The organism is Arthrobacter sp. 05N428_2, assembly GCF_056397065.1.
This window is the reverse complement of the sequence record NZ_JBFTMR010000008.1, coordinates 107,946-127,138: the sequence shown is the minus strand read 5'-3', so window position 1 is coordinate 127,138 and position 19,193 is coordinate 107,946. Positions and strand designations below refer to the sequence as shown.

At 66.2% G+C, this 19,193-nt stretch carries 16 protein-coding genes and 2 pseudogenes; 14 read left to right on the top strand and 4 right to left on the bottom strand.

Annotation, left to right across the window (positions count from 1 at the left end):
- Positions 1 to 1,111: 1,111 nt before the first annotated feature.
- The 10 genes and pseudogenes from AC1DGI_RS11155 to AC1DGI_RS11110 all read left to right on the top strand — a co-directional run.
- Positions 1,112 to 1,660: pseudogene (locus AC1DGI_RS11155) on the top strand (LGFP repeat-containing protein); the annotation flags it as partial.
- 12 nt (positions 1,661 to 1,672) lie between these two features.
- Positions 1,673 to 3,241, top strand: a complete 1,569-nt coding sequence (locus AC1DGI_RS11150) for a L,D-transpeptidase family protein (protein WP_476898910.1) — start codon at positions 1,673 to 1,675, stop codon at positions 3,239 to 3,241.
- Between the two features lie 219 nt (positions 3,242 to 3,460).
- Positions 3,461 to 4,843: an MBL fold metallo-hydrolase gene (locus tag AC1DGI_RS11145; protein ID WP_476898842.1), complete on the top strand. Its 1,383-nt coding sequence runs from the start codon at positions 3,461 to 3,463 to the stop codon at positions 4,841 to 4,843.
- A gap of 29 nt (positions 4,844 to 4,872) precedes the next feature.
- Entirely contained in the window at positions 4,873 to 5,736 is an 864-nt protein-coding gene (locus tag AC1DGI_RS11140; RefSeq protein ID WP_476898841.1) for an erythromycin esterase family protein, read from the top strand.
- Positions 5,715 to 6,154: pseudogene (locus AC1DGI_RS11135) on the top strand (erythromycin esterase family protein). Before AC1DGI_RS11140 ends, AC1DGI_RS11135 begins: the two are co-directional and overlap by 22 nt.
- 216 nt (positions 6,155 to 6,370) lie before the next feature.
- Positions 6,371 to 7,240, top strand: coding sequence for a universal stress protein (locus tag AC1DGI_RS11130; RefSeq protein WP_476898840.1), 870 nt, complete (start codon positions 6,371 to 6,373; stop codon positions 7,238 to 7,240).
- Between the two features lie 79 nt (positions 7,241 to 7,319).
- Positions 7,320 to 8,003: a hypothetical protein gene (locus AC1DGI_RS11125; RefSeq protein WP_476898839.1), complete on the top strand. Its 684-nt coding sequence runs from the start codon at positions 7,320 to 7,322 to the stop codon at positions 8,001 to 8,003.
- 185 nt (positions 8,004 to 8,188) lie between these two features.
- Positions 8,189 to 9,400 carry an inorganic phosphate transporter gene (locus AC1DGI_RS11120; RefSeq protein ID WP_476898838.1) on the top strand — a complete coding sequence of 404 codons (1,212 nt, stop codon included), beginning with the start codon at positions 8,189 to 8,191 and terminating at the stop codon, positions 9,398 to 9,400.
- Positions 9,397 to 9,618 carry a hypothetical protein gene (locus AC1DGI_RS11115; RefSeq protein WP_441400528.1) on the top strand — a complete coding sequence of 74 codons (222 nt, stop codon included), beginning with the start codon at positions 9,397 to 9,399 and terminating at the stop codon, positions 9,616 to 9,618. Before AC1DGI_RS11120 ends, AC1DGI_RS11115 begins: the two co-directional genes overlap by 4 nt.
- Before the next feature lie 103 nt (positions 9,619 to 9,721).
- Positions 9,722 to 10,270, top strand: coding sequence for a dihydrofolate reductase family protein (locus AC1DGI_RS11110; RefSeq protein WP_476898837.1), 549 nt, complete (start codon positions 9,722 to 9,724; stop codon positions 10,268 to 10,270).
- A 26-nt stretch (positions 10,271 to 10,296) separates the two neighbouring features.
- Here the strand turns inward: AC1DGI_RS11110 and AC1DGI_RS11105 are convergent, their stop codons facing one another.
- On the bottom strand, positions 10,297 to 10,761 hold the full coding sequence (locus tag AC1DGI_RS11105) for a hotdog fold thioesterase (protein WP_476898836.1): 465 nt from the start codon (positions 10,759 to 10,761) through the stop codon (positions 10,297 to 10,299).
- 19 nt (positions 10,762 to 10,780) lie between these two features.
- Here AC1DGI_RS11105 and polA point away from each other — a divergent pair, with 19 nt between their 5' ends.
- The 3 genes from polA (at position 10,781) to rpsA (ending at position 16,638) form a co-directional block, all read left to right on the top strand.
- Positions 10,781 to 13,612, top strand: coding sequence for a DNA polymerase I (gene polA / locus AC1DGI_RS11100; RefSeq protein ID WP_476898835.1), 2,832 nt, complete (start codon positions 10,781 to 10,783; stop codon positions 13,610 to 13,612).
- A 52-nt stretch (positions 13,613 to 13,664) separates the two neighbouring features.
- Entirely contained in the window at positions 13,665 to 14,951 is a 1,287-nt protein-coding gene (locus AC1DGI_RS11095; protein WP_476898834.1) for a GNAT family N-acetyltransferase, read from the top strand.
- 211 nt (positions 14,952 to 15,162) lie between these two features.
- Positions 15,163 to 16,638, top strand: coding sequence for a 30S ribosomal protein S1 (rpsA, locus tag AC1DGI_RS11090; protein WP_441402969.1), 1,476 nt, complete (start codon positions 15,163 to 15,165; stop codon positions 16,636 to 16,638).
- 192 nt (positions 16,639 to 16,830) lie between these two features.
- Here rpsA and AC1DGI_RS11085 read toward each other — a convergent pair whose 3' ends face one another.
- Complete coding sequence (locus AC1DGI_RS11085; protein WP_441402970.1) at positions 16,831 to 17,268, bottom strand: DUF1810 domain-containing protein; 438 nt, start codon at positions 17,266 to 17,268, stop codon at positions 16,831 to 16,833.
- Positions 17,269 to 17,522: 254 nt separating this feature from the next.
- On the opposite strand from AC1DGI_RS11085, the gene AC1DGI_RS11080 reads away from it, so the two are divergent.
- Complete coding sequence (locus AC1DGI_RS11080; protein WP_441402971.1) at positions 17,523 to 17,951, top strand: VOC family protein; 429 nt, start codon at positions 17,523 to 17,525, stop codon at positions 17,949 to 17,951.
- Here the strand turns inward: AC1DGI_RS11080 and AC1DGI_RS11075 are convergent.
- Positions 17,948 to 18,499 (bottom strand): GNAT family N-acetyltransferase, encoded by a 552-nt coding sequence (locus AC1DGI_RS11075; protein ID WP_476898833.1) that lies wholly within the window; start codon positions 18,497 to 18,499, stop codon positions 17,948 to 17,950. The genes AC1DGI_RS11080 and AC1DGI_RS11075 overlap by 4 nt on opposite strands.
- Positions 18,483 to 19,133 carry an IMPACT family protein gene (locus AC1DGI_RS11070; RefSeq protein WP_476898909.1) on the bottom strand — a complete coding sequence of 217 codons (651 nt, stop codon included), beginning with the start codon at positions 19,131 to 19,133 and terminating at the stop codon, positions 18,483 to 18,485. Before AC1DGI_RS11070 ends, AC1DGI_RS11075 begins: the two co-directional genes overlap by 17 nt.
- Positions 19,134 to 19,193 lie beyond the last annotated feature (60 nt).

Sequence of the window (19,193 nt, the reverse complement as noted above, 5' to 3'; positions counted from 1 at the left end):
AGCCAGCATTGTGGTTCCACCATCTGCCTCCGGAAGTGGACGTGCGTCGCCCGAGCATCGGCGTCGCCCCGCCGCGGACCGCAAAGGAGCACCGTTGCCCGGAATCGCGCGATGGTACCGCCGGCTGGCGGGTTCCCAGCGACCCGTCAGCCGGCCATCAACGTGTCCTGGATCTCCCGCCGCAGGACCTTGCCGATCAGGGAGCGCGGCAGCACCTCCAGCACCACGACCCGACGGGGAACTTTGTAGGCTGCGAGGTGCCCCCGCCGCCGGTCGGGGCCAAGGCCAGAGCGACCACTGTAGCCTCGGTGCCTCCGGCAGACGCTCCGCGAGTGCGTTCGGTTAGTCGGCGAATACCGGCAGTGCGCAGCTTTGAAGCTTCGCCTGCTCGCTAGGCCATTGGAATGCCCGGAGAGATGGGCGGAACTGATGGCGCAAACAAGGGGTGTAAGAAATCGGGGGACCGCGGAAACTCTGTGTTTGAGGAACGAAATTCTCGCGTGCGGGGCGGTGCGTTCATTCCGTCCAAGCAACATTTACGTCAAGAGGCCGTTTCAACATATGTTGATTGTTTTGGTCTGATAGCCTCCGCAATATCCTGACAGATCTTTCCTGCCAAATCGTCTATTGATTGGGGAGCCTGTCACCAGTTTGGAGGAATCATGCACCAATGGACACCGCTCTTTGGGGGGTGCGCGGTGGGTTTATTAGCCTTGGCCGCTTGTAGTCCGCCAGCGTCCAATCCACCCGTCAACTCTCCGACCTTAGAATCAAATAACTCCTCGGTTTCGGGAACTGCACCACAACCGTCGGGCCCTGTGTCTTCTGTATCGACACTGCCGGCGCCCTCCGCCTTAGCCTCAGACGCACTTAGCGAGGTCGTTTGCGCGGCAGACCCGGCTGGTTCGTGGTCGTTCTCTGGAACGCTGACAAACCACGGTTCCACCGCAGTCAAGTACACGGTCGCAGTTGCCGTCGGCACGACCAGCAGCCCAGCCGGGCACGCCATGATCGAACAGACGGTAGCCCCCGGCGCCAAGGAAACGGTCCGGGTAGAAAACTTCGCCTCGGGCGCGCCGACCGGGTCCACTTGCGAAGCGGTGGTCTCGAAATGAACACGGTTCGTACGAAACCTCGGAACCGTGCCGTTGCTGTGGCGGCGATGGCCACACTGCTGTCGGTCGGGCTTGCCCTTCCTGCCAAGGCGACCACGCCCACCCCGACTCCTGCGACATCCACGACGAGCCAGCAGGCCACGCCTGCACCCCTAGACTCACCTGCTGGCACGGTTCCCATCGTCCAGGTGCCCACACAGACGCCGGTGGCCCCGGCCCCGACGACTAAGCCGACCCCGCAAGTGGACAGCTCCACACCCGCGACTCTGACTCCGGGAAGGCCCGCTCCAACCGCGGAAGCAACGACCCCTGCCGTCCAAGGGGGCGCCGCAGCCACGCTCTACGTTCCGTTCGGGGCCATCGGCGCCAAATGGCAACAGCTCGGGGGCGCCACCGGTCCACTGGGAGAGCCAACCTCCAATGAGAGATGCGACCCGTCCGGCCTCTGTCATGAGACGTTCACGGCGGGCGACATCTACTACACCGCCGCCACCGGAGCCCATGCCGTCCTTCTCGGCCAGGGCAAAACCGGACCGGAGTGGACGACCCGGGGCGGTATGGCTACGCTTGGCTACCCGGTCACAGATGAGAAGTGCGATCCAGCTGGTTGCGCGCAGCGGTACTCGCAAGGCACGGACCTCGCGTGGACGCCGGTCGGCGGCTACCAGCAAGTCTGGACTCGTGGGGCCATCGGCGGCGTGGTCTACGGACTCTACGGCGGGTATGCGGGCACCGGATACCCGACTTCCGCGGAAGCCTGCACGCTCAAGGACCAAGGCTGCGTACAGGAGTTTGGACAGTTCAGGATCATGTGGTCGCCCTCATCCGGGGCCTTCGGAGTATGGGCTCCCGGGGCGATCGGCGCACTGTATGCAAGCGCAGACGCTGAACAGGGGAAGCTCGGCTTCCCCACGTCCAAGGAGATTTGCGGCCTTAAAGGCAGCGGGTGCTACCAGAACTACCAAGGCGGAGCAATCGTTTGGTCGCCTGCAAGCGGCGCGCACATAAGCCAAGGCGACATGCGCAGAGACTGGGCGAGCCGCGGGTACGAGAACGGCGGCCTTGGCTACCCGGTGTCGGAAGAGATTTGCGACGGCCCGAACTCCGGTTGCCGCCAGGAGTACCAGGGCGGGACCATTATGTGGTCGGCGGCCACGGGAGCTCACTCTGTCAACGGCGGAATCAAGGGCAGGTACCAAGAGCAGGGCGGAGTATCCGGCTACCTCGGATATCCGATCGAAAATGAGATCTGCAACCAACCCAGGGGCGGCTGCTATCAGTGGTTCCAGGGCGGACTTATCTTTTGGTCGCCAGCCACAGGCGCCCAGCCCATTCGTGGAGGCATGCAAACCAAGTACGCGTCTATGGGGTGGCACTTGAGCTACCTGGGCTATCCTGCGACGCCTGAGGTGTGCTCAGGCGGGGAATGCGTCCAGGCATTCCAAGGCGGCTACCTTACGTGGACGCCGTCCGCTGCGAGGGACTACGGGCGGTCGGAATGCTCGAATCTCAACGAGGGAGCGATCAAATATCCGACAGCCGGCGCCAAACGAGTACTCCTGACCTACGCAGCCGATTACGGTCAGTCGTACGCTGCCGTCGTGTATTGCCTGCGGGTGGCAGGGACATATGTAATTGATTGGAGGACGGACGGTCGGGTCGGCGCTAGTGGGTTTAAGCCGCCAGGAGTCGCCTCCGGGCCCACACGCAATAATTTCTCGCCCACCGGCTCCTACTCGGTGACCGAAGCGTTTGGACTCGGCAACCCCGGGACTGCGCTCCCGTACCGACTGCTGAACCCGAACTCGCGGTGGGGCGGAAACCCTTGGACTGACACCTATAACAAATACTTCGAGTCCACTTCCTGGGTCGGTTGGGATGAAAACATGTGGTATTTTGCCACAGGCCGCTCCCACGACTATCGGCAGGGGGCGGTGATCAACTACAACAGGCCGCCCGACTCTCAAATTGTGCAGGACGCCGGGTTTGCTATTTTCCTTCACGAACACAAAGTCGCCACGGCCGGTTGTATCTCGCTAGATGACTGGGCCGTCGAGGACTACCTGCGGAAATCTGTTCCCGGGGACAGGATCATCATGGGGGTGGCCCGGGATATATTCTCCTGACCTACTAGGCCAACGCCAACAACCGAGCTGAATGGGACCGCCGGAATTATCAGGACTTCTTGATAGCTCCGGCGGTCTACTTTTCGGCCGGAACTCCCGGGGACCGGGGCACGCGTTGGCGTCCCTGACCTTTGGCCCTATGAGGCGTTATGGCACACGCGGAGCCTTGCATTATTGGGCTCTCGACGTCGATATGCGGGATTCCGGAACGGAAGCACCATGAAGCATGAGCAGCCGACCCTCCGGTTCCTCGGTGCCACGGACACCGTGACCGGTTCCCGCTACCTGCTGGAGGCCGGCGGGCGCCGGGTGCTGGTCGACTGCGGGCTGTTCCAGGGCTACAAACGCAGCCGCGAGCGCAACCGCCTGCCCTTTCCGGTCCCGCCCCGCTCGCTCGACGCTGTCATCCTGACCCATGCGCACCTGGACCACACCGGCTATGTCCCGGCGCTGGTCCGGGACGGCTTCGCCGGGCCGGTCTACGCCACCGAGGGCACCACCGAGCTGTGCAAGCTGATCCTGCCGGACAGCGGCTATCTGCAGGAGGAAGAGGCACGCTACGCGACGCAGCGCGGGTCCACCGGGCACAGCCCGGCGCTGCCGCTCTACACCGCCGAGGATGCAGTGAAGTCCCTGAACAGCTTTAAGATCCGGGACTTCGACGACGCGCTGGACCTTGGTGGCGGAATGGAAATGACGTTCGTGCCGGCCGGACACATCCTGGGGGCGGCGCAGGTGCACGTCCGGTTCGGCTCCGAGTCGGTGCACTTCACCGGCGACCTGGGCCGTGCGGATGATCCCTTCATGTTCCCGCCGCGGGCGCTGGGCGCCGTCGACGTGCTTGTCACGGAGTCCACTTACGGCAACCGGAAGCATTCCGAGCTGGATCCCGAACAACAGCTCGGCGAGATCATCACCCGGGTGGCCAAGCGCGGCGGGGTGGTGCTGTTTGCCGCGTTCGCCGTCGGCCGGGCCGAGACCCTCATGCTGTATCTGTCGAGGCTTCGTCGCAGGAACGCGATTCCGGACATTCCGGTGTACCTCAACAGCCCGATGGCCATCGACGCCTCCGGCATGTACCAGCGGCACCCCGAAGAGCACCGGCTCAAGAAGGACGAATACGTGAACATGTACCGCCTCGCCAAGCTCACCCGGAGCGTGGACGAGTCCAGGCTGCTGAACCTGCGCGGCGGCCCGATGGTCATCATTTCCGCCAGCGGCATGCTGACCGGCGGCAGGATCCTGCACCACGTCGCCGCCTACGGACCCGATGCCAAGAACGCCATCATCCTCAGCGGCTACCAGGCCTGCGGCACCCGGGGCGCCTCGCTCGCCGCGGGGCAGCGCGAGCTCAGGATCTACGGCGAGGACGTCAAGATCCGGGCCGAAGTCATCCAGCTGGAGAACCTGTCTGCGCACGCCGACACGGACGGCCTGATCAATTGGATGAAAGCCGCACCACAGGCTCCGCGGATGACCTACATCACGCACGGCGAACCGGAGTCCTCGGACGCACTCCGGCTTCGGATCAAGCACGAACTCGGCTGGCGCGCCCGGGTTCCGGAGCACTTGGAACGGATCGACCTGGGAGATCCACGGTGACCCCGGAGAGGGTGACAAAGGCCGCCGTCATGGGCGAGATCCATTCCCTCGCCCGGCAACTCCGCAGCGAGCGCGACCTGGATGGACTGGTGGAGCGTGCCGCGGGCTGCCGATTCACGGCGATCGGAGAGGCCTCGCACGGCACCCACGAGTTCTATGCCTGGCGTGCCACGCTCAGCCGGCGGCTGATCATGGAACAGGGCTACAACTGGATCGGCGTCGAGGGGGACTGGCCGGACTGCTGGCGGATCAACCAGTGGGTCCGCGGTCACAGCGCACAAGACCTGGGCGTCCATGCGCTGCTTAGGGGTTTCCAGCGCTGGCCGACCTGGCTGTGGGCGAATGAGGAAGTGGCAGGGTTCCTGGACTGGCTGCGCAGCTGGAACTTGCGCCGGCCGGTGGCGCAGCGGGTCGGCTTCTACGGCCTGGACGTGTACTCGCTCTGGGACTCGCTGCGCGAGATCATCGGGTGGCTCGACCAAAACCTACCTGAGGCCGTGCCCGTGGCGATGCGGGCATGGGAGTGTTTCCCGCCGCACCACGAAGACCCGCACCATTACGCCTGGCGCGCCCGGCTCGTTCCGAAATCCTGCGAGGCGGACGTCGTGGCCTTGCTCAGCGAGGTGCGCAGCCGGGTATTCAGCCCGGGTGACCAGGACGAAGAAGCCTTTGACGCTGTCCAGAACGCCGAGGTGGCGGCGAACGCCGAGCACTACTACCGCAGCATGGTGCGCGCCGACCGGCAGTCCTGGAATGTGCGCGACCACCACATGGCGGACACGGTTGACCGGCTGGCCCGTCTCTGGGGGCCGCGTCCAAGGGCATCATTTGGGAGCACAACACCCACGTCGGGGATGCGCGGGGCACGGAGATGCCGCGGGACGGGCTGGTGAACGTAGGTCAGCTGCTCAGGGAGCGGCACGCGCTGGACGGCGTCCTGCTGGTGGGCTTCGCCGCCCACCGAGGCACAGTCATCGCAGCCGACTCCTGGGGCACGCCGGAGCGGATCATGCCTGTGCCCGGGCAAGGCCAGGCAGCCACGAGGACTTCCTGCATGAGGCGGTCGAGGTGCCGGGGGTGCTGGCGTTCGGCGACGACCGGAGCGGACCGTGGCTCTCGACCTGGCTGGGCCAGCGGGCAATCGGAGTGGCGTACCACCCGGAACGGGAGCAGGGAAACTACGTCCCAACCCGGATGGGGGATCGCTACGATGCGCTGATCTGGCTTGAGCACACGGCGGCGCTTCGCCCGGTGCAGCACGAAGGACCGCCCCGGGAGCCGGAGTTCGAGACGGAGCCGACCGGATTCTGAGCCCGCCGGTGCGGGCCTAAGCCCCGCCGGTGCGGGCCTAAGCCCCGCCGGTGCGGGGCTTAAGGCCCTAACCGGGCGCCGGGGGCGAGGTCACACTGAATTGTCGGTAGAGCCTCGGTGCTTCCGACAAGTCATGCCAGACAGCGGTCACAGAATGGTGCGCTGCCAGGACCATGGACGAGGCTACGGACGCCAGGAAATGGAGCGGGGATCAGTATGAGCAAAGCAGTCGTTGTCGGCATCAACGATTCGGCAGGCAGCGGGGCCGCGCTGGCATGGGCGCTGGAACGCGCTGCCCGGGAGAAGCTTCCGGTCCTGGCCGTGCACGCCGTGGACGACCGCTGGATATCCCCGGATTTCCAATACCACGAGCTGATCCGTCAATCCGGGATGGACCTGCTGGAGAAGGCCAAAGACACCGCGAAAAACCAGTCCCCCGACGTGGACGTCGACGTGCAGTTGCGCCATGGGAGCCCCGGCGCGGCCCTTCGGGAAGCATCCGCGGATGCCGCCCTGGTCGTCGTCGGCGGCCATGACAAGCATTGGATGGACGCCGGACCCCTGACGGACCGGGCCCTGCAGATCGTCTCCGCCTCGGACAGCCCGGTGGCCGTTATCCCGAGCCAGCCCGCCACCGGAACCCACGGCGTGGTGGTCGGCGTGGACGGATCGGAGGAATCGCTCCAGGCCGTGGCCTTCGCCGCAGCAGAAGCGGACCGCGGCCACGACGAGCTGACCGTGGTACTGGCCTTCCGGAGCCCCGCGCGCTGGATTGAAAACCAACTGCCCTCCAGCGGGCTCGCCGAGACCATCGTCGAAGAGAACCGCGTGGTCCTCGCCGAATCGGTGGCAGGCCTCGGTGACAAGTACCCGGATCTCGTTATCCATCAACGCCTCGAAACAGACACTGAGCCAGCCAAGGCACTCGTCGACCTCGCACAGAATGCGAAGCTACTGGTGATCGGCAGCCGCGGGCGCGGGGGCTTTTCCAGACTGCTGCTCGGCTCCACTGCCCATGCGGTGCTGTTGAACGTGCCGTGCCCCACCGTCGTGACCCGGGTGCACAAGGTCAAGCACGAGGCCTGAGTCCGCAGCGGATCGGCCGGAGAGCCCCCACCCGCCGCGAGGGCTTTCCGGCGCGCGGGCCCGGTGGGAGGATGTTGCCGTGGACCCCTTCTTCAATTTCCTCAGCCACAACTGGTGGCTGGTATTTCCGATGAGCGCCSTGCTGGGCAGCTGGGCCCGAACCTGGACCAGGGCCAGCGAACGACGGCACCGGCGCAAGCTTGAGCTGTACCGGCTCAAGAACCAGCAGGCTTCGGTAGACCAGGCCAGCCAGAGCGAGGTGCAGGCCCTCGTCGACGCCCACGACGCCGTTAACCGGCGCTGGCTGGACTACGAACTGGACATCGGAAGGCTGATCGACTTTCCGGTCATGACTGACGTGCGCGAGCCGTTGACGGTGGCGTTCCTGCGGGCCAAGCGCGAGGCGGACGGGCTGCGCCCGGACGCTCCGGCGCAGATCGCGACGGCGGCGCGGCTAGGGGAGTACCGGGCTGCCGTGCGGAGCTTCGAAATCGCTTTCGAGGTCGCCGAACGCGAAGCCCGCCGGATCAAGGACAGCAACTTTACCGGCCCGGAACGCGAGCGGCTGGCCACCGCGCGGAAACTGCTCAGGATTGCCTCCGACGCGGCCGCCACCCCCGCTGAGCGGCAGACGGCGTACAAGCGGGCACGGCGGGAACTCGACGGCCTGATTGTGCTCCCGGAGGCAACCCTGGCCGCCTTGGAGGAAAAAATCGCCGGGATGCTCGACGCCGGTGCGGGCCGCAGCGCCCCACCGGTCTGAGTTGCCCTTCCAGGCCGCTGAGGTTTTGCCCAGCACCCTTTGCCACGTACGATCTGTAAGGTTTCAGGACGGTTTTTGGTGAACCGCGCAGGAGATGTCCGCGTAACAGCAGATGAACACTGACCACCAAGACCTTGCACGGGGCATGAAACCGCTGACCATCGACTCTGCAGATTGGGCAACTGGTGGAAATCACCATAATGGTGGCGCTCGTGATAGCGCTGGCACTGTTCTTCGACTTTACTAACGGGTTTCACGACACCGCCAACGCGATGGCGACGCCAATCGCGACCGGTGCTATCAAGCCGAAGACCGCCGTCGCCCTCGCGGCGGTGCTCAACCTGGTGGGCGCCTTCCTGTCCACCGAAGTGGCGAAAACTGTTTCCGGCGGCATCATCCGGGAAGGCTCGGACGGCGTTCAGATTACCCCGGACATCATTTTCGCCGGCCTGATGGGGGCGATTCTCTGGAACATGATCACCTGGCTGAAGGGTCTCCCCTCCAGTTCCTCACACGCCCTCTTCGGCGGCCTGATCGGCGCGGCCGTCGCCGGCATCGGGCTGCACTCGGTGAACTTCGAGTCGGTGGTCCAGAAGGTGCTCCTCCCGGCCGTCTTCGCGCCGCTCATCGCCGCGGCTGTGGCCTACGTGTGCACCCGGCTCGCCTACGCGCTGACGTCCCGCCACGATCCGGAGACGGGCAGCAAACTCACGCAGAAGCGCGGTGGTTTCCGGACCGGACAGGTATTTACGTCCAGCCTCGTGGCCCTCGCGCACGGCACAAATGATGCGCAGAAGACCATGGGCATCATCACCTTGGTCCTCATTTCCGCCGGCAGCCAGGCGCACGGCACCGGCCCGCAAGTCTGGGTCATCGGGGCGTGTGCGCTGGCCATCGCGGTCGGCACGTATTCCGGCGGCTGGCGGATCATCCGGACCCTGGGCTCCGGCCTCACCGAGGTCAAGCCGGCCCAGGGCTTCGCCGCCGAAACCAGCACCGCAGCCGCGATCCTCGCGTCCTCCCACCTGGGCTTCGCACTCTCCACCACGCATGTCGCCTCGGGCTCGGTGATCGGGTCGGGGATGGGCCGCCGCGGCACCTCCGTGCGCTGGGGAACTGCCGGGAAGATCGCGCTCGGCTGGCTCTTCACCCTCCCGGCCGCCGGTATCGTCGGCGCACTGACGGCGATGCTGGTGCACACCGGCACCGTCGGATTCGTGATCGCCGCGGTCGCCGGCACCGCTGCGGTGGTGTACATGTTCATTGCCTCCGGACGGTCTCCCGTCGGCCACCACAACGCCGTCGAGGTCGAAGAGGCCGGCCAGGCGGTCCAGTTCGCGAAAAAGAAGGCAGCCGCCGTCAGCCGCACCAACAATCGCAAGGGTGGCCAGAATTGAAGTGGCTTGAACTCGTCCTCGTAGCAGGGGCGACCCTGGTCTCCGCCGTCACCGTCGTCGTCCTCTACGCCCTGGGCGTCCGGCTCACCGCCATCGCCGGGGACGTGCGGACCGCCCAGCCCCGCTGGGTGCGGCCACTGTCCTACGCCTGCTTCGGTCTCTGCGGCATCGCGGTGCTCTTCGGGCTGTACCTGATCATTCCGTACTTCACTAAGTAGCGGACACCCGACGACGCCGGGCGCCGCCGCCCGGCGCTGCGGCGCTCAGATTCCGCGCTGCTGCGCGCTGGGAAAGGCATCCGGGAATGGCTACGCTGGGCCCATGCCGAAATTCCAGTACTTCGTGGCGGCTTCCCTGGACGGCTTCATCGCCACCGCGGACGACAAGCTTGACTGGCTGCTGCAGTTCGACGGATTCACCGGCGGCCAGGAAAGCTACGAGGCCTTCATGGCCGACGTCGGCTGCGTGGTGATGGGCGGTGAAACCTACGCCTGGCTCCGGCAGCACGAACCCGACAACTGGCCGTACCCCGGAACCCCGTGCTGGGTCTTCACGCACCACGAACTCGCGGCCCCGAAAGGTACGGACATCACGTTCGCCCGCGGACCGGTGACCGAATTCGTTGAAGACCTGAAGGACAGCGCCGCGGGCCGGAACGTCTGGGTGGTGGGCGGCGGAGACCTCGCTGCCCAGTTCGCCGACGCCGGGTTGCTTGACGAGCTGATCCTCTCGGTCATTCCCGTGGTGCTGGGCGGCGGGAAACCGCTGCTCCCGCTGGCCCGGCCGACGGCGCCGCTGGAGTTGCTCGCCTCGGCCGCGTTGGGACGCGGCGTCGTCGAACTCCGCTACCGCCTCGCCGGCAGCTCCTGAGGCCTCGCGGCCGACCCGCCGGCTGACTACTCGGGGGCGTCGCGGAGCAGGTTGGTGATCCGCGCGGTTGAAAGCCGGCGCCCCTGCTCGTCCGTCATGACGATTTCGTGCGTGGTGAGGGTGCGGCCTAAATGGATGGCGGTGCAGGTTCCTGTCACCGTGCCGGAAGAGACGGCACGGTGGTGGGTCGCGCTGACGTCGATCCCCAGTGCCCGGCGCCCCGGCCCAGCATGCATCCCGGCGGCGAAGGACCCCAGCGTCTCGGCAAGCACCACATGGGCGCCCCCGTGCAGGATTCCGGCCACCTGCGTGTTGCCCTCCACCGGCATGGTGGCGACCATGCGTACCGGGCTCATCTCCAAAAAGTGGATCCCCATCTTCACCACGAGGGCACCGACGCCCATCCGGCCCAGCCAGTCGTGGAGTTCCGCCGGAACGCCGGCGGCCTGCAGTTCGTCGGTGAACGGCGCGGGCGTGAAATTGTCGATCATGGGAACTAGGCTGGCACCTGTGAGCGAAACTACCAAACCGGCCCTTTCCCCTTCCGCAACGGACACCCTCCCGGCGCTTGAGCCGGACTCCGTCTTAGCGGCAAAGCCAGCCGGAAGGTCCAGCCGGGCCGCGGGGTCCGTTTCCGCCACCGACGCCCCCGTGATTCCCATCACGGACCAGCCGCGCCTCCTGGTCCTGGACGGACACTCCATGGCGTTCAGGGCTTTTTTCGCCCTCCCTGCGGACAAGTTCTCCACCGCCACCGGCCAGCACACCAACGCCATCCACGGCTTCACCTCCATGCTGATCAACCTGATCAAGGAACAAAAGCCCACCCACGTGGCCGTGGCCTTCGACGTCTCCGATGAGACCACCCACCGTAAGGCCGAGTACGACGGATACAAGGGTGGCCGCAACGAGACCCCCCGGGAAATGAGCGGCCAGATCGACCTCATCGACAAGGTGATGGGCGCCTGGGGCATCCAGACCATCAAGATGCCCGGTTGGGAAGCCGACGACATCCTGGCCACCCTCGCCGCAATGGGCGAGAAGGCCGGGTACGAGGTGCTGCTGGTCTCCGGCGACCGCGACGCCTTCCAGCTGATTACGGACAACGTGTTCGTGCTCTACCCGAGGAAGGGCGTCAGCGACATCCCCCGGATGGACGCGGACGCCATCCAGGAGAAGTACTTCGTCAGCCCCGCCCAGTACTCGGATCTCGCCGCCTTGGTGGGTGAAACAGCAGACAATCTCCCGGGCGTTCCCGGCGTCGGACCCAAGACGGCAGCCAAATGGATCAACCTCTACGGCGGCCTCGAAGGTGTCCTGGAAAACCTTGACGCGATTGGCGGGAAAGTCGGGGACGCCCTTCGTGAAAACGTCGAGGACGTCAAGCGCAACCGGCGGCTCAACCGGCTCCGCACCGACCTCGCGCTGCCCGTCACGCTCGACGAGCTCGCGGACCCGCGGCCTGACCAGGCCGCCCTTGAGGAGCTGTTCGACGCCCTCGAATTCAAGACCATCCGGACCCGGCTCTTTGCCCTCTACGGCAGCGAAGTGACCGAAGCCGAACGGGAAAGCCTCGATATCCCGGACTTCGTAACCCCGGCGGACGCGGCCGAGCTCGACGCCTTCCTGGCAGCCGGTGCAGGAAAGCGGTCCGCCCTGGCCGTCGACCTGGTGCCCGGACGGATCGGTGCGGACGCCGCCGCGCTGGCGATCGTCCGCGACGACGCCGCCATCTACCTCGACCTGGCCCGTCAGGACGCCGCCGCCGAAAATGTCCTGGCCACCTGGCTTCGGGATGCGAAGTCCGCGAAGGTGGTGCACGGGTTCAAGGATGCCCTGAAGGGACTGTCGGGCCGCGGACTGGAACTCGACGGCGTGGTCGATGACACCTCCATTTCCGGCTACCTCATCCAGCCCGACCGCCGCAGCTATGAGCTCGCCGAGCTCGCGCAGCACCACCTCAACATCGCGGTGTCCACGGAAGCCGCCAAGGAAGGCCAGCTTGAGCTGGCCTTCGACGGCGACGACGCTGCGGCCGCCGGCGCGCTGGTCCACGTGGCCGCCGTCGTCCAGGCCCTGAGCCGCTACTTCGAAGCGGAACTGAAGGAGCGCCAGGCCCAGGACCTGCTGACGACCCTCGAGCTGCCGGTCAGCCGGGTTCTGGCCGACATGGAACTCGCGGGGATCGCCGTGGACCTGACCCGGATGGACGAGCAGCTCTCGGACCTCGCCAAGGTGATCGACAACGCCCAGGAGCAGGCCTTCGCAGCGATCGGCCACGAGGTCAACCTTGGTTCGCCGAAGCAGCTCCAGACGGTGCTCTTCGACGAACTGCAGCTGCCGAAGACCAAGAAGATCAAGTCGGGTTACACCACCGACGCTGCCTCGCTCAAGAACCTGCTGGAAAAGACCGGGCACGAATTCCTGGTCCAGCTGATGGCGCACCGCGAGTCGTCGAAGCTGCGGCAGATGCTGGAGTCGCTGAAGAAATCGGTCGCGGAAGACGGCCGGATCCACACCACGTACGCGCAGAACGTCGCGGCCACGGGACGGATCTCCTCCAACAACCCCAACCTCCAGAACATCCCCATCCGCAGCGAGGAAGGCCGCCGCGTCCGCGGAATCTTTGTGGTCAGCCAGGGGTACGAATGCCTGCTGTCCGCGGACTACTCGCAGATCGAAATGCGCATCATGGCGCACCTCTCGGGCGACGCCGGCCTGATTCAGGCCTACAAGGACGGCGAGGACCTCCACCGGTTCGTCGGCTCCAACATTTTCCACGTGCCCACTGACCAGGTGACCAGCGCCATGCGCTCCAAGGTCAAGGCGATGTCCTATGGCCTCGCGTACGGCCTGACCTCCTTTGGGCTGTCCAAGCAGCTGGAAATTTCCGTGGACGAGGCGCGGACCCTGATGAAGGACTACTTCGACCGGTTCGGCGCCGTCCGCGATTACCTCCGCGGCGTCGTCGACCAGGCCCGGATCGACGGATACACCTCGACCATCGAGGGGCGCCGCCGGTACCTCCCGGACCTGACCAGCACAGACCGCCAGTTGCGCGAAAACGCGGAGCGCATCGCCCTGAACTCGCCGATCCAGGGGTCCGCGGCGGACATCATCAAACGGGCCATGCTGGGCGTCTCCGGCGCACTGGCCGAGCAGGGCCTCAAATCACGCCTGCTGTTGCAGGTCCATGATGAACTGGTCCTCGAAGTCGCCAAGGGCGAACGCGACGCCGTCGAAAAACTGGTCACGGAACAGATGGGCGCCGCGGCGCAGCTGTCCGTTCCGCTCGACGTCCAGATCGGCGTCGGCACCAGCTGGTTCGAGGCCGGGCACTAGGCCGGCGTTTCGGTTCTTTTCAAGGTTCCAAGACTTCCAGCGGGAGAAACACGTGGCAAAGCAATACGAAATCCGGCGGTTCCGTGCGGCCCGGAAGGACTCAGCCGAGTATGCCCGGGGCGTTTCCTGGCTCCGCGGCGTCGGCATCGGTTTCTACGACGAACAGCACAAAGACGAGTTCATCGACAAGGTCATGGCGATGTACCAGGTGGACAACCGGGAAATGACGGGCGTCTTCCAGACCGGTGCGGTGGCCCCGCATTCCCTGCCCGCCGACGTGCCGGTGGCCACTTTCGCCACCCTGCGTAAAGACCTGAACATCGGCTACGGGCGGCAGCTTGCGGCCCAGCTGGTCACCGCCGTCACCGTGCGAGGAACGCACCGCCGGCAGGGACTGCTGCGGCGGATGATGACCGAGGACCTCGCCGCGGCGAAGGCCGACGGCGTCCCCCTCGCGGCCCTCACCGCCTCGGAGGCGTCAATCTACGGCCGCTTCGGCTTCGGCGTGGCCACCTTTGAACGCGACATCAAGGTGGAGACCGGCGCGCGCTTCCGGCTGCGCCACGAGGCCAGCGGGTCGGTGGAACTCGCCGATCGGAAGGTCCTGCTGGAACTGGCGCCGGCGGTGTTCGAACGCACCCACCGCGTCACGCCCGGCTCGATCATGCGGCAGGAGGCCTACCGCCTGCGGTCCTCCGGAACGCTGGCCCGCGACGGCGGCGAGGACAACGCAATCAGGTGCGCCCTGCACTACGACGCGTCCGGAACCGTCGACGGGTATGTCGCTTACAAGTTCGCCGGCTGGGAGACCGACCCCGCCACCGTGGAGATCGTGGACCTGGTGGCAGCCACCGACGCGGCCTACCTGGAACTGTGGCAGTTCCTTGGCAGCATGGACCTGATCCGCCGGGTCAGCTGGAAGGAAGCACCGGTGGACAACCCGATTGCCTGGGCCCTCGAGGATCCCCGCTGCATCGAGTCCTCGGACCATGCGGACATGCTCTGGCTCCGCGTCCTGGACACCGTCCGGGTCCTGGGCGCCCGGCGCTACGCCGCCGACGGAACCCTCGTGCTGCGGGTGACCGACAGCCTCGGCTTCGCCGCCGGGACCTTCGTCCTCCGGGTCGCCGGGGGAGAGGCAACGGTCACGGACGCTGCCGACGCCGAGCCGGAGCTTTCGCTGGACGTCGCGGACCTCGGCTCCATCTATCTGGGCGCCGTCTGCCCGGTGACCTTGAAAGCTGCTGGCCGGATCACGGAGCATGCCCCCGGAGCCGCGCTGACGGCGCGGCTGATGTTCGCCGTCGAACGCGCACCGCACTGCCTCACGCACTTCTAGGCTGGCGCCGGCACACTGCGTTGCGCTTTGACCGGCGTTGACGACTACGACTAGACTGAGCGGGCGTGTATTACGTGCGCGCAATCAAATCCACAAAATCAGGATGACCCGGCGGATCGCCCTTGATCCGCCGTGTTCTCGACCCGTGTCGCCGACGCGGGCGGGACGGTTTGCCTGACCGACTCACTATCCACAACGGAGCCCCTACTACATGACCATCACCTCCACCGAGAAGCCCGGTACCCCCGTAGTCGCGATTAACGACATCGGTACCGCTGAGGACTTCCTCGCAGCAGTCGACGCGACCATCAAGTACTTCAACGACGGAGATCTCGTCGAAGGTACCGTCGTCAAGGTCGACCGCGACGAAGTCCTGCTCGACATCGGTTACAAGACCGAAGGTGTCATCCCCTCCCGCGAGCTTTCCATCAAGCACGACGTTGACCCCGGAGACGTCGTCTCCGTTGGCGATCAGGTCGAAGCCCTGGTGCTCACCAAGGAAGACAAAGAAGGCCGCCTGATCCTCTCCAAGAAGCGTGCTCAGTACGAGCGCGCCTGGGGCGACATCGAGAAGGTCAAGGAAGAAGACGGCGTCGTCACCGGTACCGTCATCGAGGTTGTCAAGGGTGGTCTTATCCTCGACATCGGCCTGCGCGGCTTCCTGCCCGCATCCCTCGTCGAGATGCGCCGTGTGCGCGACCTGGCTCCGTACATCGGTCAGCAGATCGAAGCCAAGATCATCGAGCTGGACAAGAACCGCAACAACGTTGTGCTGTCCCGCCGTGCCTGGCTCGAGCAGACCCAGTCCGAGGTCCGCTCCACGTTCCTCAACAAGCTGGAAAAGGGCCAGGTCCGTCCCGGCGTCGTTTCCTCGATCGTCAACTTCGGTGCCTTCGTGGACCTGGGCGGCGTAGACGGCCTGGTACACGTTTCCGAGCTGTCCTGGAAGCACATCGACCACCCGTCCGAGGTTGTCGAAGTTGGCCAGGAAGTCACCGTCGAGGTTCTCGAGGTCGACCTGGACCGCGAACGCGTGTCCCTGTCGCTCAAGGCTACGCAGGAAGACCCGTGGCAGACCTTCGCCCGCACCCACGCCCTCGGCCAGGTTGTTCCGGGTAAGGTCACCAAGCTGGTTCCGTTCGGCGCGTTCGTCCGCGTTGAGGACGGCATCGAAGGCCTGGTCCACATCTCCGAGCTCGCCGTGCGCCACGTTGAGCTGGCCGAGCAGGTTGTCTCGGTTGGCGACGAGCTGTTCGTCAAGGTCATCGACATCGACCTCGAACGCCGCCGCATCTCGCTGTCCCTCAAGCAGGCCAACGAGGGCGTCGACGCCGACAGCACCGAATTCGATCCGGCTCTCTACGGCATGGCCGCTGAGTACGACGAAGAGGGCAACTACAAGTACCCGGAGGGCTTCGATCCGGAGTCCAACGAGTGGCTTGAAGGCTACGAGACGCAGCGCGCCGCCTGGGAGCAGCAGTACGCTGACGCCCAGACCCGCTGGGAAGCCCACAAGAAGCAGGTTGCCCAGCACGCTGCCGACGACGCTACCGCTGCGACGTCCGGTGACAGCGACTCCGGCACTACGAGCTACTCCTCGGAGCCGGCCGCAGCAGACACCGGTGCAGGCACGCTGGCCTCGGACGAGGCCCTCGCCGCTCTGCGCGAAAAGCTGACCGGCAACTAGTTGCCGCCTGCCCGGGTTGCTCCGGGCGAACCCAAAGCGGGTCCCTGCCACGTGCAGGGGCCCGCTTCGGGGTTAAGCCCGGATTGCAGGGCCGCGGCCGGGAGGACATGCCCAGTGCTCGGCGCGAGGACAGGGCATGGTGGCATCATGTCCGGTGGCCTGCGCCGGACCCGGGCATGTCCTGCGGGGCACTCAGGGGACGGGCCCGAGGATCCGGTCCGTGGCCGCATCGGGCACGCCATTGAAGTACTTGTCGAGAATCTGCTGGAACACCGGTTGCTCGGGCGCCGCCCGCAGGAACAAGGTCGACGACGACTGCAGCTTCCGTGCGTCGATGCTGCCGAAGATCTGCTCCGCGCTTCGCCCGTCAACGGCCAGAATTGCCCGGGCACAGTCCTGCAGCCGGGGCCCAAGCACCGGGTGGTGCAGATAGGCCCGTGCCTCGGGGAGGGTCCTGATGGCGTATTTCCGGGAGGTCGGGCTCATTCCCAGGCCGGAAATTTGCGGGAAGACGAACCACATCCAGTGGCTCCGCTTTGACCCGCTCCGGAGCTCCGAGAGCGCGGTCTGATAGGTGCCTGCCGAATCCTGTGCTTCCGTGAATCGGGACAACTCAAAGGGGTCGTCCATGCCAATCCTCCTGGTTCAGGTGCCGGTCAGTCGCTGCCTACATTCATCCAACCACCCTTCCCCAGCACGTGACAGCTCCGCCGGCGCCCCGGCGCCGCGCCGGCTGATCTCCGGGTAGAGGCACAAAACGGTGACAACTGAGGGCGGCGGAGCTTGCCAAGGGGTCGGACCGCGTCCAGACTTTGTAGGTCACACGTTGCTCTGCTCAGCGCGCGCCGAGGCGTGCAGGTGCCGCACCTACGAAAGGACTGCCCATGGCTGGAACTTCTGAAAAGACTGAAAATGGCGCCGGTCCGGCGGTTACGCCCTTGCCGCGGGCGATCGGTGCGATCACCCTATTCGTCGAAGACCTGCCGGCCAGCAAGCGCTTCTACCAGGAGGTTTTTGACCTGCCCGTGGCCTTTGAGGACGGCGCTTCAGCCGTTTTCAAGTTCGACAACACGATGATCAATCTGCTGAAGACGGAGGAAGCACCGGAGCTGATCCAGCCCGCCCTCGTCGCGGCACCGGAAGCCGGCGCCCGGATGCAATTCACCCTCCAGGTGGACGACGTTGACGCCGTGTGCGCCGAACTGGCCAGCCGCGGCGTGGAGCTGCTGAACGGCCCGATGGACCGGCCGTGGGGTATCCGTACGGCCACCTTCCGCGACCCGGGCGGACACATCTGGGAGATCGCCCACTAGCCGAGGTTGATCAGCGCGCTCACCCGTTGGCCGTCTGCTGCGAGCTCGGCGCCGACGGAACGCAGCAGCGCCTGCGCGGCGGGATTCCCCGCCGTCGTTTCGGCTTTCAGCAGGCGTGCGCCGGCAGCCGCGGCCTGGACCTTGACTAGCCGCAGCGCCGCCTGGCCGATGCCGCGCCCGCGGAAGCTCCGGCCCAGCCAGATCCCGGTCTCCAGCACCCCGTTCTCCCAGCCAGCGCCGCCACGCCCAACAGATCCGGTCCCGTGTTCCGGAACCCGCCCCAGCCGGATGGATCCGGCCAGCTCGCCATCCGCGGTGATCGCCCAGGTCCGCTGCCGGGCGGGGCCGTCGAGCCCGGCCGCGGCGGCGTGGTGGTAGGCGCGGAACCAGCTGATCCGTTCAGTGTTCCAGCCCTCGGCGGTCCCCAGCGGCGGGGTGACCTCGTCGGCGTCGGCGTCGTGCAGCGCTACCGACAGGAGCCGCTCCAGCACTGCCTCCGTAACGTCCAGGAGCGCCACGACGGGCACCGGTTCAGCTGATGGCGACATCGATCCACTCCGATTCTCCGGCTAGCAATGCGGCGGTTCCGGCGGTGAGGGCCGCGACGCGGTCGGCTGCCTGCGCCAGCCCTGCCGTGTCGTCTGGCAGGGCCAGCCGGAGAACCGTCACTTGCGCATCATAGCTGGGACCGGCCATCACATAGCCCGCGGCCCGCAGTTCGTTCTCCAGGCGGCCGGCGGAGGCATGCGGCACCGGCACGGAGCAGATCCGCAGTCGCTGCCGCCGCACAAGAGGCGCCGAATCCAGGGCGGAGGACACGGATTCCGAATAGGCCCGGACCAGGCCGCCGGCGCCGAGCAGGATCCCGCCGAAGTAGCGGACCACGACGGCGGCGACGTCGCTCAGGTCCGTCACGCCGGGCGCGGTCTCGCGTTTCAGCAGTGCCTCCAGCATCGGGATCCCAGCCGTGCCGGATGGTTCGCCGTCGTCGTTGGAGCGTTGCACCCCGCGGTCGGGCCCGAGCACGAAGGCCGAGCAATGGTGCCGGGCATCGTGGAACTCCCGGCGCAGCCTGCTGACCAGCGAACGGGCGCTGTCCTCGTCGGGGGTGCGCTGCAGCACCGTGATGAAGCGGGACCGCCTGATCTCCAACTCGTGCCGGAACCCGCCGCCGGCAGCCATGCTGGTGTAGACGGTTGCCCGGCTTTCGGGAGAATCCGCGTCGTCAGGCACCGCTTCAGT

Bases quoted from the DNA above. Each gene is read 5' to 3' on its own strand.
- AC1DGI_RS11150 (WP_476898910.1), top strand. From the start codon at position 1,673: ATGGCTACGCTTGGCTACCCGGTCACAGATGAGAAGTGCGATCCAGCT.
- AC1DGI_RS11145 (WP_476898842.1), top strand. From the start codon at position 3,461: ATGAAGCATGAGCAGCCGACCCTCCGGTTCCTCGGTGCCACGGACACC.
- AC1DGI_RS11140 (WP_476898841.1), top strand. From the start codon at position 4,873: ATGGGCGAGATCCATTCCCTCGCCCGGCAACTCCGCAGCGAGCGCGAC.
- AC1DGI_RS11130 (WP_476898840.1), top strand. From the start codon at position 6,371: ATGAGCAAAGCAGTCGTTGTCGGCATCAACGATTCGGCAGGCAGCGGG.
- AC1DGI_RS11110 (WP_476898837.1), top strand. From the start codon at position 9,722: ATGCCGAAATTCCAGTACTTCGTGGCGGCTTCCCTGGACGGCTTCATC.
- AC1DGI_RS11105 (WP_476898836.1), bottom strand. From the start codon at position 10,761: ATGATCGACAATTTCACGCCCGCGCCGTTCACCGACGAACTGCAGGCC.
- rpsA (WP_441402969.1), top strand. From the start codon at position 15,163: ATGACCATCACCTCCACCGAGAAGCCCGGTACCCCCGTAGTCGCGATT.
- AC1DGI_RS11085 (WP_441402970.1), bottom strand. From the start codon at position 17,268: ATGGACGACCCCTTTGAGTTGTCCCGATTCACGGAAGCACAGGATTCG.
- AC1DGI_RS11080 (WP_441402971.1), top strand. From the start codon at position 17,523: ATGGCTGGAACTTCTGAAAAGACTGAAAATGGCGCCGGTCCGGCGGTT.
- AC1DGI_RS11075 (WP_476898833.1), bottom strand. From the start codon at position 18,499: ATGTCGCCATCAGCTGAACCGGTGCCCGTCGTGGCGCTCCTGGACGTT.
- AC1DGI_RS11070 (WP_476898909.1), bottom strand. From the start codon at position 19,133: ATGGCTGCCGGCGGCGGGTTCCGGCACGAGTTGGAGATCAGGCGGTCC.